This is a genomic window from Saccharopolyspora rosea (assembly GCF_025643595.1).
Classification (GTDB): domain Bacteria; phylum Actinomycetota; class Actinomycetes; order Mycobacteriales; family Pseudonocardiaceae; genus Saccharopolyspora; species Saccharopolyspora rosea.
In genome coordinates, this window is the sequence record NZ_CP102826.1 from 1865444 (window position 1) to 1879406 (window position 13963).

14 protein-coding genes are annotated in these 13963 nt (G+C 71.6%); 7 read left to right on the forward strand and 7 right to left on the reverse strand.

The window, feature by feature from the left end; translation table 11 throughout:
- Positions 1-7: 7 nt before the first annotated feature.
- On the forward strand, positions 8-781 hold the full coding sequence (locus tag NV263_RS09090; RefSeq protein WP_263252159.1) for an IclR family transcriptional regulator domain-containing protein: 774 nt from the start codon (positions 8-10) through the stop codon (positions 779-781).
- 50 nt (positions 782-831) lie between these two features.
- On the opposite strand, the gene NV263_RS09095 is transcribed toward NV263_RS09090, so the two are convergent.
- Positions 832-1677, reverse strand: coding sequence for a glycine/sarcosine N-methyltransferase (locus NV263_RS09095; protein ID WP_263252160.1), 846 nt, complete (start codon positions 1675-1677; stop codon positions 832-834).
- A 510-nt stretch (positions 1678-2187) separates the two neighbouring features.
- Here NV263_RS09095 and NV263_RS09100 point away from each other — a divergent pair.
- Positions 2188-3696, forward strand: coding sequence for an acetyl-CoA hydrolase/transferase family protein (locus tag NV263_RS09100; protein WP_263252162.1), 1509 nt, complete (start codon positions 2188-2190; stop codon positions 3694-3696).
- Here NV263_RS09100 and NV263_RS09105 read toward each other — a convergent pair.
- Positions 3669-4505, reverse strand: a complete 837-nt coding sequence (locus NV263_RS09105) for a class I SAM-dependent methyltransferase (protein ID WP_263252163.1) — start codon at positions 4503-4505, stop codon at positions 3669-3671. The two genes, NV263_RS09100 and NV263_RS09105, sit on opposite strands and share 28 nt — an antisense overlap.
- A 65-nt stretch (positions 4506-4570) precedes the next feature.
- Here NV263_RS09105 and NV263_RS09110 point away from each other — a divergent pair, with 65 nt between their 5' ends.
- On the forward strand, positions 4571-5143 hold the full coding sequence (locus NV263_RS09110; RefSeq protein ID WP_263252165.1) for a helix-turn-helix domain-containing protein: 573 nt from the start codon (positions 4571-4573) through the stop codon (positions 5141-5143).
- Positions 5144-5189: 46 nt separating this feature from the next.
- Here the strand turns inward: NV263_RS09110 and NV263_RS09115 are convergent, their stop codons facing one another.
- A complete protein-coding gene (locus NV263_RS09115) occupies positions 5190-6206 on the reverse strand; it encodes an ABC transporter substrate-binding protein (protein WP_263252167.1) in 1017 nt (338 codons plus the stop codon).
- Positions 6207-6407: 201 nt separating this feature from the next.
- Here NV263_RS09115 and NV263_RS09120 point away from each other — a divergent pair, with 201 nt between their 5' ends.
- Together NV263_RS09120 and NV263_RS09125 are read left to right on the forward strand one after the other, a co-directional pair.
- Positions 6408-6701 carry a hypothetical protein gene (locus NV263_RS09120; RefSeq protein WP_263252168.1) on the forward strand — a complete coding sequence of 98 codons (294 nt, stop codon included), beginning with the start codon at positions 6408-6410 and terminating at the stop codon, positions 6699-6701.
- A gap of 531 nt (positions 6702-7232) precedes the next feature.
- Positions 7233-7946 carry a maleylpyruvate isomerase family mycothiol-dependent enzyme gene (locus NV263_RS09125; RefSeq protein ID WP_263252169.1) on the forward strand — a complete coding sequence of 238 codons (714 nt, stop codon included), beginning with the start codon at positions 7233-7235 and terminating at the stop codon, positions 7944-7946.
- Between the two features lie 55 nt (positions 7947-8001).
- Here NV263_RS09125 and NV263_RS09130 read toward each other — a convergent pair whose 3' ends face one another.
- Positions 8002-8679, reverse strand: coding sequence for an MBL fold metallo-hydrolase (locus tag NV263_RS09130; RefSeq protein WP_263252171.1), 678 nt, complete (start codon positions 8677-8679; stop codon positions 8002-8004).
- Positions 8680-8707: 28 nt separating this feature from the next.
- On the opposite strand from NV263_RS09130, the gene NV263_RS09135 reads away from it, so the two are divergent.
- Positions 8708-9463 carry a 5-formyltetrahydrofolate cyclo-ligase gene (locus NV263_RS09135; RefSeq protein ID WP_263252173.1) on the forward strand — a complete coding sequence of 252 codons (756 nt, stop codon included), beginning with the start codon at positions 8708-8710 and terminating at the stop codon, positions 9461-9463.
- A 7-nt stretch (positions 9464-9470) separates the two neighbouring features.
- Here the strand turns inward: NV263_RS09135 and NV263_RS09140 are convergent, their stop codons facing one another.
- Entirely contained in the window at positions 9471-10238 is a 768-nt protein-coding gene (locus NV263_RS09140; protein WP_263252176.1) for a maleylpyruvate isomerase N-terminal domain-containing protein, read from the reverse strand.
- A gap of 300 nt (positions 10239-10538) precedes the next feature.
- On the opposite strand from NV263_RS09140, the gene uvrA reads away from it, so the two are divergent.
- A complete protein-coding gene (gene uvrA / locus NV263_RS09145) occupies positions 10539-13400 on the forward strand; it encodes an excinuclease ABC subunit UvrA (protein WP_263252177.1) in 2862 nt (953 codons plus the stop codon).
- A 129-nt stretch (positions 13401-13529) separates the two neighbouring features.
- On the opposite strand, the gene NV263_RS09150 is transcribed toward uvrA, so the two are convergent.
- Positions 13530-13781: a hypothetical protein gene (locus NV263_RS09150; RefSeq protein ID WP_263252179.1), complete on the reverse strand. Its 252-nt coding sequence runs from the start codon at positions 13779-13781 to the stop codon at positions 13530-13532.
- The gene (locus NV263_RS09155) at positions 13778-13927 is read right to left on the reverse strand and encodes a hypothetical protein (protein ID WP_263252180.1); all 150 of its coding nucleotides are present in this window, start codon (positions 13925-13927) and stop codon (positions 13778-13780) included. Before NV263_RS09155 ends, NV263_RS09150 begins: the two co-directional genes overlap by 4 nt.
- Positions 13928-13963 lie beyond the last annotated feature (36 nt).

The window sequence follows — 13963 nt, forward strand, 5'->3', positions numbered from 1 at the left end:
GGCGGGTGTGGCGGAGCAGCGCGGTCGGCATTTCGTGCGCTCGGTCGAGCGCGCCCTCGCCGTGCTGCGCGCGTTCTCGCCGGAGCGGTCCGCGCTCACGTTGACCGAGGTGGCGCAGGCCAGCGGCCTCGACCGCGCCGGAGCCCGGCGCATCCTGCTCACGCTGGTCGACCTCGGCTACGTCCGGCACGACGGGCGGCTGTTCGAGCTGACCCCGCAGGTGCTGGAGTTCGGCCACGCCTACCTGGCGAGCCGGTCGCTGCCGCAGATCGCCGAACCGCACCTGCGGCGCCTGACCGCCGAACTCCGCGAGATGACCGCCGTGGCGGTGCTGGAGGGCGGCGACATCTGCTACGTCGCCCAGGTCCCCAGCCCGAAGCTGCTGTCGGTGACGATCCCGATCGGCACCCGGTTCCCGGCCCACGCGACGTCGATGGGCAAGGTGCTGCTGGCGGGCCTGCCGCCGGAGCGCCTGGAGGCCCGGTTGCGCGGTGTGGAGCTCCCGCGGCTCACGCCGCGCACGATCACCACCCGCGCGGCACTGCTCGCCGACCTCGCGCGGGTGCGCAGGCAGGGCTTCGTGATCTCCGACGGGGAGCTGGAGGAGGGGCTGCGCGGGGTCGCCGCGCCGATCCGCGACCCCGAAGGCCGGGTCACCGCGGCGGTCAACGTGTCGCTGGACGTCCACAGCGCCTCGGAGGAGGACGTCCGGCGCGAGATCGTCCCGCCGCTGATGACCACCGCCGCCCGCATCGAGGCGGACCTGCACCTGAAGCCGTGAACGGCCCGTCCGCCCTGCGCGGGCGGACGGGCCGTGCCCCGTGGCGGGGGTCAGTCCTCCGGCAGGTACTGCTTCTCCGCGACGTGGACGAAGTAGTCCGGTTCGCCGTCGGAGTAGTCGGCCTGGAAGTCGCCGAAGGTGTCGACGCGCTGGAACCCGACGTCCCGCAACAGTCCGCGCAGGTAGTCCTTGCGCAGCGGGAACATGTTGAGGAAGTACTCGCTGCCGTCGGGGAACGCGTACCGGTAGCGGGCCAGCCCCTCGTCGACGTGGTGCGGTTCGGCGGTGACCCGCGCGCCGCAGTAGTAGTACGTGCGGTTGCCACCGGCCGTGCCGTCCAGGACCGCGTCGTAGTTGCGCTGGTCGATGATGAGCACGCCGTCGTGGGTGAGCATCGCGTAGAACTCGGCGAGCGCCTTGCGCCGGTCGTGCTCGGAGAACAGGTGCGTGAACGAGTTGCCGAGGCAGATCACGGCGTCGAACTCCCCGTGCACGTCCCGGTTGAGCCACCGCCAGTCGGCGCGGACGGTGCGCAGGACGTGCCCGCCGTGCTCCAGCCCGTTGCGGAAGGCGCGGGCGAGCATCTGCGGGCTGCCGTCGGCGCTGACGGTCTCGAAGCCCTCGTCGAGCAGGCGCACCGAGTGGAAGCCGGTGCCGGTCGCCACGTCGAGCACCCGCCGCACTCCGCGGGCCCGGAGCTGGTCGACGAAGAAGCGGCCCTCGCCTTCGGCGCGGCGGTCCCAGTCGATGAGCTCGTCCCACTTGTCGACGAGTCCGCCGACGTACTCCTGGGTGTAGTGGTCGGTGTCGCGCACCCGCAGCGGCTCGTCGCCGAAGATCTGGTGGCGCAGCGCCAGCGGGTCGATGGTCCGGTCGGTGGCGTTCGCGTTGGTCATGCTCCGTTTCCTCGAATCGGCCCGGTCGCAATTCGCCGGGTGTCGTGCTCGGTCCCGATCGACGTTAGGGGCCGAATTCCGCCGGGCAAGACCAAGACGGCGCGTCGGAATGCGTTCAGCGCGCCCCGTCGGGGCCGCGGAAAGCGGTGCTGACCAGGCGATGTCGGTGCGGCGGGAAAAGTGTTCCCGGAGTTTCCGACCGAGTTCGCAGGGCGACCGCGGGTGTCGCGGTGCGAACCCGCTCGCACATTCGGTGCGCCGACGTGTCGGCGATCACCGCCGACCGTGTTTGCGCATGTCAGGACGTGGATCGCGGCAAGATCACCATGGGGTGAAACCGGGCTCCGATGCGCAACCGGTGCCGTGTGTCACAGTTGTCGACAGTTTTTCGCTTCCTATGATCCCGGGCACACCGCGCCGATGCGTCCGCGACGCTCCACGCCCTGGCGAATGGCGGCGCGGGAACGGGAATTCACGTGCAACCCTGTGCGGAAAGCGGAGAGGTCGAACATGGTCGGCAGGATTCGGAACCGGCGTTTCGCGGCGAAAGTCGTGGAGGTCGACGAGGCGGCGCAGCTCATCGAACCCGGCGACAACGTCGGCATGAGCGGATTCACCGGCGCCGGGTATCCGAAGGAGGTGCCGGGGGCGCTGGCCAAGCGGATCGCCGTGGAGCGGGCCTGCGGACGGCCCATGAAGGTCGGCCTGTGGACCGGCGCGTCCACCGCGCCGGAACTGGACGGCGTGCTCGCCGAAGTCGACGGCATCGACCTGCGGATGCCGTACCAGTCCGACCCGGTCAGCCGCACCAAGATCAACGCGGGCTCGCTCGACTACACCGACATCCACCTCTCGCACGTGGCGCAGCAGGTGCGGCAGGGCATCTTCGGCCACCTCGACGTGGCGGTGGTGGAGGTCAGCGGCATCACCGAGGACGGCAGGCTCGTCCCGTCGTCCTCGGTCGGCAACAACACGACGTGGCTGGACCGGGCGGACCGGGTGATCCTGGAGGTCAACTCCTGGCAGAGCGCGCACCTGGCGGGCATGCACGACATCTACTACGGCACCACCGAGCCCCCGGGTCGCACGCCGATCCCGATCACCCGCCCGGCCGACCGCATCGGCGTGCCCTACCTGGAATGCCCGCCGGACAAGGTGATCGCCGTCGTCGAGACCGAATCCCCGGACCGCAACACGGTTTTCGCCGAGCCGGACGCGGTGTCGGAGTCCATCGCCGGGCACGTGCTGGACTTCTTCGCCGACGAGGTGCACCGCGGCCGACTGCCGCGCAACCTCCTGCCGTTGCAGTCCGGGGTGGGCAACGTGGCCAACGCCGTGCTCGCCGGGCTGGAGACCGGACCGTTCCGCGACCTCACCGCCTACACCGAGGTCATCCAGGACGGCATGCTCCGGCTGCTGGACGCGGGGGTGCTGCTGACCGCCTCGGCGACGGCGTTCTCGCTGAGCCCCGCCGCGGCGGACCGGTTCAACCGCGACGCCGCCGCCTACCGGGACCGGATCGTGCTGCGCCCGCAGGAGATCAGCAACCACCCGGAGGTCGTGCGGCGCCTCGGCTGCCTGGCGATGAACGGCATCGTGGAGGCCGACATCTACGGCAACGTCAACTCCACGCACCTGATGGGCAGTCGCGTGCAGAACGGCATCGGCGGTTCCGGCGACTTCGCCCGCAACGCGCACATCTCGATCTTCGTGACGCCCTCGGTGGCCAAGGACGGCGCGATCTCGACGATCGTGCCGATGGTCTCGCACGTCGACCACACCGAGCACGACGTGGACGTGATCGTGACCGAGCAGGGCCTCGCCGACCTGCGCGGGCTGTCACCGCGCCGGCGCGCCGAGCGGATCATCGAGCGCTGCGCGCACCCGGACTTCCGCCCGGCGCTGCGGGACTACTACGACCGCGCGCGGCGCGGGGCCTTCGGCTTCCACACGCCGCACCTGCTCGACGAATCGCTGTCCTGGCACCAGCGCTACGTCGTCACCGGCTCGATGCGCTGAAGTCCGAAGTGGACGGTGGGCGCGGCGAGCAGGAACGCGTCCGCCCGCCGGTCGATCCCGGCGGGGTCGTCGGGATCGAGCAGCCGGTCCAGCGTCGCGAGGTCCTCGGCGTCCAGGACCTCGGCGAGCCCGTGGCGCCGCCGCTGGAGGGTGAGCCGCACCCAGCGGCGCGTCCGGTCGGCCAGCGGAGCGGGGTGCTCGACCAGGAACGCGCGGCTGCGCACTCCGGTGAGCCCGGCCGCCCGGAGCATGCCGGGCCAGTCCTCCAGCACGGACGGGCCCTCGCCGCGCATCGCGTTGAACTTCTCGGTCATCGCCGCGTCCATCCGGGCCTGCAGGCCGGGGCGGCCGAACCCGAGGTCGCGGGGCAGGAAGCGGGCGGGCAACCCGCCCTCCACCACGGCCAGCACACCGCCCGGGCGCACCAGCCCGGCCAGCCGGTCCAGCGCGTCCTGCTGGTCGGGCACGTGGTGCACCACCTGGGAGGCCCACACCAGGTCGGCCGGTTCCAGCTCGGCCAGTCCCGCCGGGAACTCGGCCACCCGGGTCCGCAACCGCACGCCGAGGCGCTCGGCCCGCTGCGCGGCGCGCTCCAGCAGCTCAGGGCTCCCGTCCACCGCGGTGACCTCGGCGCCGGGGTACTCCGCGGCGAACCGGCAGGCCGCCACGCCCGGCCCGCTGCCGATGTCCAGGACCCGCCCGGGGACGAGGCCGTCGAACGTCCCGATCGCCTGCCGCACGAACGGATCGTGCGCCTCGCCCTCCAGCTCCACCACGTCCGCCATCGCGGACCAGTCGATGTCCGTCATGTGCTCGACCCTGCCCGGCCGTGCGCGGGATTGACAAAGTTCTTTGCCGATCCTGCAATGGAGGGGTGGATGACGTGCTCGCCGCCGTGGGCCCCCGGCTCCGGCAGATCCGCAAGCAGCGGCAGTGCACGCTGAGCGAGCTGTCCCGGCGCACCGGGATCTCGGTCAGCACCCTGTCCCGGCTGGAGGGCGGTCAGCGCAGGCCGAGCCTGGAACTGCTGCTGCCCATCGCGCAGGCCCACCAGGTCCCGCTGGACGAGCTGGTCGGCGCGCCCAAGGTCGGCGATCCGCGGGTCCGCCTGGAGCCCGTCCAGTACGGCGACAACACCGTGGTGCCGCTGACCCGGCGTCCCGGCGGGTTGCAGGCGTACAAGATGGTCATCCCGCCGCGCGGCGAACCCGACCCGCGCACCCACGAGGGCTACGAATGGCTCTACGTGCTCAACGGGAGGCTGCGGCTGGTGCTCGCCGAGCACGACGTGGTGCTCGGCCCGGGGGAGGCGGCCGAGTTCGACACCCGCCAGCCGCACTGGTTCGGCAGCGCCGACGACAGCCCGGCGGAAATCCTCAGCCTGTTCGGCCCGCAGGGCGAACGGATGCACGTCCGCGCCAGACCGCGCAAGTCTGCCGAGGACTGATCGGCAGCCGCGCGGTTCCCCGAGTGGCCCCGGGCCCGCTGGAGGGTCAGTTCCGCGGCGGGACGATCATCGAGGCGACGTCGATGTCCTTGTCCAGGTAGCCGAAGTCCTTCATCAGGCGCGGGACCCGTTGCAGGCGGGAGGTGTCGGGGCGGGAGTTCATCTGCAGCAGGCTGATGATCGACGCGGTCTCGCGGTCGATCTTGGCGAACTGGGTCAGCAGCGGTTCGATCTTGGTGCGGTCCTGGGCCTCGGTCACCGCGCTGTCCATGGCCCGCTGGAACGCCGCGACCGTCTTCGGGTTGGCGTCGGCGAACCCGGCCGTGGAGACGTAGCCGCCCAGCGGCAGGTTCGCCAGCGGGCCGGTCGCGGTGTCCACCACCGGCAGCGCGCGGGCGTCGCGGGCCGCCAGGGTCAGGAACGGTTCGACGAGGAAGGCGGCGTCCACCTGGCCCTGCTGGAGCGCCGCGGGCATGTTCACGAACCCCAGCGGGGCCCAGCTGACCCCGCCGAAGTCCACGCCGTTGGCGCGCATGGCCGCCTTGACCATGAGCTCGGAGATCGTCCCGGGGCCGCTGATGGCGATCTTGCGACCGGCCAGGTCGGCGGGGCGGCGCACGCCGGACGCGGGCGAGGCCATGATCACGCAGGTGTTCGGGGCCGCCGCCGCGCAGTCGGCCACGATCTTCAGCTGCGCGATGCCCTTGGACTGCGCCTGGAAGATCGGCACGTAGCTGGAGAAGGTGATGTCGTAGTCACCGCCGATGGTGCTGTTCAGCGCGGCGGCGCCGTCGGAGGCGGTGACGATGTCGACCTGCAGGCCCTCGCGCTGGAAGTGCCCGTTCTGCGCGGCCAGGTGCAGCGGCGCGATCTCGCTGGTCGGCAGGGCGCCGACGCGCAGCCGCGACTTCTCGACGCCGCCGTTGCCGCTTTCCTCGGCCCCCTTCGAACCGCCGAGCAGGCCGCACCCGCTCGCGCCCATGACGGCCGCGGCTCCCGCGGCACCGCCCACGAGTCGGAGCAGGCCGCGTCTTGACACGCCGCTGCGGGACATCGGGCTCATCGGTTTCCTCCTGCGGGCGCCAACCGCCCTTCCGCCGGGCGGACGATCGAAAACGAATCAGGCGTCCGCGGTCGGACGCGGCCCATAGGCTAGCCATCCACCGCCGTTCGGAGAAGGTGTGAACCAACCGTTGTTAGCCGCGACACCGGAAGGCTTCGCCGCGCGCGGGAAAACCGCACGGTCGTACTACGCTGTTCCGCGGTGGTTTTCAGCCGGACGGCGGTTGACCGCCACGACGCGAATCCGGACGAAAGGCCGAAGAAGGCGATGAACTCCCGCCGCCTCATGATCGTTTTCTACCGCACGGTGGTTTTCTTCGTGCTCGCCGTCGTGGTGTCCGCGGTGTACGGCTGGCCGTGGTTCGGGATCGCCGCCATCGCCCTGACCGGCGCGGCCGCCGCGCTCCAGCTCGGCGGCGCGCTGTGGCTGCGCCGCACCCAGCAGGAGCAGCCCGCCGAATCGGCGCCCCGCGTCGGCCGCGACTTCCTGAACTAGCCGGAGAATTCGCCTCGCCACCCGCTGGAACGCACGAATGCGTTCGGCGGTGGAAACGGACGAGGGTGGTGGGGGAGAAAGCGCCGGATTCGTTCGGGACGTAGCCGGCCCCGATCGGAGATCGCATTCCGCGGCAGGCGAACCGGCTCCGAGGACGAATGGGAACGAACGCGTCCGGCAACACCGCGCCTCGACTAGGGAGTGTTTCGGAAGTGCTTTGCGTGGCGGTGCCGGTGGCGGAACCTCAGCGGCCCGCCCGTCGCCCGACCACCGCCCCCCACGGAGGCGCTGACGCGCCGCAGTCACATCGGCTCCGGGAGCCCCGACTCATGTAGCCGCCTACACCACGTCGGGGCTGTCCTCGCGAGACGACCGCTGAGAACCCGCGGCGGTGCCGGTTGCTTGCGTACTCGCCGAAAGAGAAAGCGGCTTACGCCGCTTATAAAACACGCGCTAGCGTGGCAGCCGTGACGCTGGAATTCGACCGCTACCGCGCGGAGATCCTCGCCCAGACCGACCTGCTCCGCCCACTTGCGCAATGCGGACCCGGCGCTGGCGGTGCCGACCTGCCCGGCCTGGAACCTCGGCCAACTGCTGCGCCACCTCAACGGCGCGCACCGCTGGGCGGAGACGGTCGTGCGGACCCGCGCCGCGGAGGAGGTCCCCGACGACCCGGTCAACGACGTCCCGCTGCTCGGCGGCGAGGACCTGGCCGAACTGGGCGCCCGGCTCACCGACGGAGCAGCGGCCCTGGCGGGGGCGCTGCGCGACGCGGGACCCGACACGCGCGTCTGGAGTCCGGCTCCGGGCCACATGACGACGTTGTTCTGGGCCAGGAGGATGGCCCACGAGACGCTGGTGCACCGCGCCGACGTCGCGCTCGCCGTCGGCGTCGAGTTCACTGTGGACGGTCAGCTGGCCGTCGACGGCCTTGAGGAGTGGCTGACCTTCAGCTGCTTCGGCGAGGCGTACGAGCCCCGTCCCGGCGTCCCGGACCTGCTCGGTCCCGGCCGCACGGTGCACCTGCACGCCACCGACGCCGAAGCCGAGTGGACGGTGGATCTCACCGGCAACGCCCCGGCCCTCCACCGCGAGCACGCCAAGGCCGCCGCGGCGGTCCGCGCCCCGCTGGCCGACCTGCTGCTGTTCGCCTACGGCCGCCGCACCGCCGACGACGTCGAGACCTTCGGCGACCGCGACCTGCTCCACCTCTGGCGGCGCCGCGCCTCCTTCTGGCTGGAGTGACGCTGCCGGGAGCCCGCGACGAGGTGGCACCGCGGCCACCTCGTCGCGCGGGTGGTCACCAGCCGCGCTGGCGCCACTCGGGCAGCTTCGGGCGTTCCGCGCCGAGGGTGGAGTCGTCGCCGTGGCCGGGGTAGAACCACGTGTCGTCCGGGAGTTCGGCGAACACGCGGTTCTCGACGTCGTCGACCAGCGAGCGGAAGTTCTCCGGGGACGTGGTCTTGCCGACCCCGCCGGGGAACAGGGAGTCCCCGGTGAACAGGTGCGGGCGGCCGTTCGGGTCCCGGTAGAGCAGCGCGATCGAGCCGGGGGTGTGCCCGCGCAGGTGGATGACCGAAAGCTCGGAGTCGCCGACCGCGATCGTGTCGCCGTGCTCGACCAGGCGGTCGGGCGGCACCGGCAGCGCGTTCGCGTCGGCGGGGTGGGCGACCGTGTAGCAGCCGGTCTGCCCGGCGACCGAGCCCAGCGCCTGCCAGTGGTCGGGGTGCTGGTGGGTGGTGACGATGGTGCGCAGCCGCGGGCGCTCGTCGTCGTGGCCGAGCAGGTCGGCCAGGCGTTCCGGGTCGGCGGCCGCGTCGATCAGCAGCGCGTCGCCGGTGCGGCGGCACACCAGCAGGTAGGCGTTGTTGTCCATGGGGCCGACCGAGATCTTGGTGATGGTCAGCGCGTCGAGTTCACGCCGGGCCGCGGGGCCGCCGGGCTCGACGTGTCCGGTGTAGTTTCCTTGAACCTCCACGGCGCCGAGCGTAACGCCCGCACGAGGCGTGCTCGCGGCGTTCCGGGCGGGGACCATGCCGGGTGTGGTGCTCGACGAGGAGAAGCAGTCGGTGCGGGAACGGGTGTGGGACGCGCTGGAGCGGCACGGCGTGGCGCGCTTCCCGGGTGCCCGCGGTCGGATCCCGAACTTCGCGGGGGCCGACGAGGCCGCCGGCCGGCTGGCTGAGCTGCCCGAGTGGCGCGCGGCCCGCGTCGTCAAGATCAACCCGGACCGGCCGCAGCTGGCCGTGCGCGCGGCGGCGCTGTCGGCGGGCAAGCTGCTCTACATGCCGGTGCCGCGGCTGACCGAGCAGCGGCCGTTCGTGGAGCTGGACCCGGAGGGCCTGGACGTCCCGCCCCGGCGGGCCGCCGCCAAGGAGCGCGTGCAGCGCCTCGGCAGGGCGGTGGCGGTGTCGGACATGCGGCGCGTGGACCTCGTCGTGTGCGGCACGGTCGCGGTCAACCGGCAGGGGGTGCGGGTCGGCAAGGGCGGCGGGTTCTCCGACCTCGAATTCGGCCTGCTCGTCGAGGCCGGCCTGGTCGACGACCGGACCACCATCGCGACCACCGTGCACGGGCTCCAGGTGCTCGACGAGCCGCTGCCGGAGACCGAGCACGACTTCCGCGTGGACCTCGTGGTCACCCCGGACGAGGTGCTCCGGGTCACCGAACCGAAGCGCAACCGGGGCATCCTCTGGGATCACCTCTCGGAGGCCAAGATCGCCGAGATCCCCGCCCTGGCCGCCCGCCGCCCGGACGCTTGAGGCGACGTCACCGCCAGGGCGGCAGCTCGGGCGCCTCGCCCTCCAGCTCGTCCGCCCCGGTGCGGCCCAGCAGCCAGCCGAGCATCGGCCCCGGCTCGCCGCGCACCGCGGCCGGGCGGGACGTGGTGCCGCGCAGCTCCCACTGCCGCCGGTGGTCGCCGAAGTCGACCTCGACGGACAGCGCGGGCACGTCCTGGCGGCCGCCGAACCACTGCGCGGTGTCCTCCAACAGCCATTCGACGTCCGGCATCGGGATGTCGGTGAAGCCGACGCCCACGTCGAGGTCGACCAGGTGCGCCCACACCTCCAGCAGCCGCAGCCGCAGCACGTGGTGCGCGGGCACCGGATCACCGGGCGCGGTGACCACTTCGGCCGTCCACGCCGTGTCCGGCAGGGTGCGGGCCGCGTGGGTGAGGCGGTCGCTCGCCGCGCGGAGGTCCTCCAGCAGCAGGTGCCTGCTGCGGGTGGCGCCCTCCTCGATGGCCGCGTCGCGGTCGGCCGCGCTGGTGTACATCGGGTGTTCGATACCGGTGCGGGCCCAGCGCAGCAGATTGGCGCAGCCGTCGGCGTTGCGCGCCAGGTGCGTGAGCACGTGGCCGCGCGTCCAGTCCGGCAGCAGACTCGGTGCGCGCACGCCGAGTTCGTCGATCTCCTCGGCGGCGTCCACCAGGCGCAGCGTGGCGCGCTCGACGGCGGCCAGGACCTGGGCGGCGTACTGGGCGGCAGGGCGTCGGGTGTTGCTGCGTCCGCCGGCCCCGAGAGCGATGTCAGCCATGGGGTCCACCTCGCGTGGAACGGGGAGTCGCGGTGCGAGCGATGAAATATCGAGCGTAATTGCGCAGGCCACAGCCACGACAGTGCCCAATCCGGGGGAATTTGCGTATCGTCGGGAGTCGGTGGTCGCACAGCGTTCACGAGCGGGGTGGAGTGTGCGGGCCCTGGGCTGTCGGGGGTCCGGAATAGCATGGGCGCCGCGACGTCGCGCACCCGCTGCCGCCGCGCCGATCCGGCACGCGGAGCCCCACGGTCGACGCACGTCCACGTCAACGGCGAGAAAACTTTCGAAGGGATCACAGTGGCTGACCGCCTTGTCGTCCGCGGCGCCCGTGAGCACAACCTGCGCGGGATCGACCTCGACCTGCCCCGGGACAGCCTGATCGTGTTCACCGGGCTGTCCGGGTCCGGGAAGTCGAGCCTGGCCTTTGACACCATCTTCGCCGAAGGGCAGCGCCGCTACGTCGAGTCGCTGTCCGCCTACGCCCGGCAGTTCCTCGGGCAGATGGACAAGCCCGATGTGGACTTCATCGAGGGCCTGTCCCCGGCGGTGTCGATCGACCAGAAGTCCACCAGCCGCAACCCGCGGTCGACGGTGGGCACGATCACCGAGGTCTACGACTACCTGCGCCTGCTGTTCGCCCGCGCGGGCAAGCCGCACTGCCCCACCTGCGGCGAGCCGATCAGCAAGCAGACCCCGCAGCAGATCGTCGACCAGGTGCTCGACATGCCCGACCGCACCAAGTTCCAGGTGCTGGCGCCGGTGGTGCGGGGTCGCAAGGGCGAGTACGTCGACCTGTTCGAAACGCTGCAGGGCCAGGGCTACGCGCGCGTGCGGGTCGACGGCGTGGTGCACCCGCTGGACCAGCCGCCGAAGCTGAAGAAGCAGGAGAAGCACGACATCGCGGTCGTGATCGACCGGCTCACCGTCAAGGCGAGCGCCAAGCAGCGGCTGACCGACTCGGTGGAGACCGCGCTGCGGCTGGCCGACGGGCTGGTGCTGGTCGAGTTCGTCGACCTCGACGAGGACGACCCGAACCGGGAGCGCAAGTTCTCCGAGAACCTGGCCTGCCCGAACGGCCACCCGCTGGGCGTCGACGAGCTGGAACCGCGGTCGTTCTCGTTCAACTCGCCCTACGGCGCCTGCCCCGAGTGCGCCGGGCTCGGCATCCGCAAGGAGGTCGACCCCGAGCTGGTGGTGCCCGACGAGGAGCTGTCGCTGGGCGAGGGCGCGATCGCCCCGTGGGCGGGCGGGCACACCGCCGAGTACTTCACCCGGCTGCTGACGTCGCTGTCGGAGGCGATCGGGTTCCGGATGGACACCCCGTGGAAGCGGCTGCCCACCAAGGTCAAGAAGGCGGTGCTGCACGGCACCACCGACCAGGTGCACGTGCGCTACCGCAACCGCTACGGCCGCACCCGCTCCTACTACGCCAACTACGAGGGCGTCATCCCGTTCCTGGAGCGGCGCCTGGAGCAGACCGAGTCCGACTACGCCCGCGAGAAGTACGAGGGCTACATGCGGGACGTGCCGTGCCCGGCGTGCGACGGCACCCGCCTCAAGCCCGAGATCCTCGCGGTGACCATGGCGAACCCGGAGTTCGGCGACCTGTCCATCGCCGAGGTCAGCGCGCTGAGCGTGCGGGAGTGCGCGGAGTTCCTGCACGGCCTGGCCCTGGGCGAGCGGGAGCGGATGATCGCCGGGCGGGTGCTCAAGGAGGTGCAGGCACGGCTGGGGTTCCTGCTGGACGTGGGCCTGGACTACCTGTCGCTGGACCGCGCGGCCGGGACGCTGTCGGGTGGCGAGGCGCAGCGCATCCGGTTGGCCACGCAGATCGGTTCCGGTCTGGTCGGTGTGCTGTACGTGCTGGACGAACCGTCGATCGGGCTGCACCAGCGGGACAACCACCGGCTGCTGGAGACGCTGAGCAGGCTGCGCGACCTGGGCAACACGCTGATCGTCGTGGAGCACGACGAGGACACCGTGCGCAGCGCGGACTGGGTGGTCGACATCGGCCCGGGCGCCGGTGAGCACGGCGGCCAGGTCGTCCACAGTGGACCTTTCAAGGAGCTGTTGGACAACGAGCGGTCGCTGACCGGGGACTACCTCGCGCGCCGCAAGCGCATCCCGCTGCCGGACGGGCGGCGCCCGCGGGACCCGAAGAAGCTGCTGACGGTCGTCGGCGCCCGCGAGCACAACCTGCGCAAGATCGACGTGTCGTTCCCGCTGGGCTGCCTGGTCGCGGTCACCGGCGTGTCCGGGTCCGGGAAGTCGACGCTGGTCAACGACATCCTCGCGGCGGTGCTGGCGAACAAGCTCAACGGCGCCCGCCAGGTGCCGGGCCGGCACACCCGGGTGAAGGGCCTGGACAACGTCGACAAGCTGGTGCAGGTCGACCAGTCGCCGATCGGCCGCACCCCGCGGTCCAACCCGGCCACCTACACCGGCGTGTTCGACCACATCCGCAAGCTGTTCGCCGCGACCACCGAGGCCAAGGTGCGCGGCTACCAGCCCGGCCGGTTCTCGTTCAACGTCAAGGGCGGTCGCTGCGAGGCGTGCGCGGGCGACGGCACGCTGAAGATCGAGATGAACTTCCTGCCGGACGTCTACGTGCCGTGCGAGGTGTGCAAGGGGGCCCGGTACAACCGGGAGACCCTGGAGGTGCACTACAAGGGCAAGACGATCGCCGAGGTCCTCGACATGCCGATCGAGGAGGCCGCGGAGTTCTTCAAGCCGATCACGGCCATCCACCGGCACCTGAAGACGCTGGTGGACGTCGGCCTGGGCTACGTCCGCCTCGGCCAGCCCGCCCCGACGCTGTCCGGCGGCGAGGCCCAACGCGTGAAGCTGGCCAGCGAACTGCAGAAGCGCTCCACCGGCAAGACGGTCTACATCCTCGACGAGCCGACCACCGGTCTGCACTTCGAGGACATCCGCAAGCTGCTGGGCGTGGTCAACGGCCTGGTAGACAAGGGCAACACGGTCGTGGTCATCGAGCACAACCTGGACGTCATCAAGACCGCGGACTGGATCCTCGACATGGGCCCGGAAGGCGGTTCCGGCGGCGGCACCCTGGTCGCCGAGGGAACTCCGGAGCAGGTCGCCGAGATCGACGAGAGCCACACCGGGCGCTTCCTCGCCCCGGCGCTGGCCGACGGCTGACCCGTCGGTTTCGCGCGAAACCGACGCACCTCCGGCGCTTCGCGTGGTGGTGCGGTCGGGCGGTGCGGAGGCTCACCGCCCGACCGCGCGACCCGGCGCACGCGAGTCGGGGAGGGCGCCGGGCCGGGTCTAGAGCCGCCGAAGGCCGTCGCGGACCCGGCGCTGCACGTCCAGCGGCGGCCCGGCCTCCGGGGAACGCGTTCTGTCCTGAGTGGACGATTTGTTCTCCCTGAGCATGCGGACGACTTCTTCGAGCAGCGCGCACACGTCCTCGACGTCCCGGTCGCGGAAGCTCCCGGCGCCGACGTGGAAGGCGAGGTCCCCCAACAGCCATTGCGCGCGACGCAACAGCACGGCGAGTCCCTTCGTGCGAGTGCTCATGGTCCGCTGATCCCCGCGAGCCGACGGGCCTCGCCGTTGCAGTCCGGGCAGGTTTCCCACAGCCAGGCCACCTCGCTGTGGTCGACCACGACCTTCCGGCCGCACAGGTCGACACGAGCGCCCCGGCCGGATACCGGCAACGGCACGGGCGCGGATCGAGGCTCGCATGCCGCCGCCCGTCG

Coding starts and splice junctions, on each gene's coding strand:
- NV263_RS09100 (WP_263252162.1), top strand. CDS start 2,188: ATGGTCGGCAGGATTCGGAACCGGCGTTTCGCGGCGAAAGTCGTGGAG.
- NV263_RS09105 (WP_263252163.1), bottom strand. CDS start 4,505: ATGACGGACATCGACTGGTCCGCGATGGCGGACGTGGTGGAGCTGGAG.
- NV263_RS09115 (WP_263252167.1), bottom strand. CDS start 6,206: ATGAGCCCGATGTCCCGCAGCGGCGTGTCAAGACGCGGCCTGCTCCGA.
- NV263_RS09150 (WP_263252179.1), bottom strand. CDS start 13,781: ATGAGCACTCGCACGAAGGGACTCGCCGTGCTGTTGCGTCGCGCGCAA.
- NV263_RS09095 (WP_263252160.1), bottom strand. CDS start 1,677: ATGACCAACGCGAACGCCACCGACCGGACCATCGACCCGCTGGCGCTG.
- NV263_RS09140 (WP_263252176.1), bottom strand. CDS start 10,238: ATGGCTGACATCGCTCTCGGGGCCGGCGGACGCAGCAACACCCGACGC.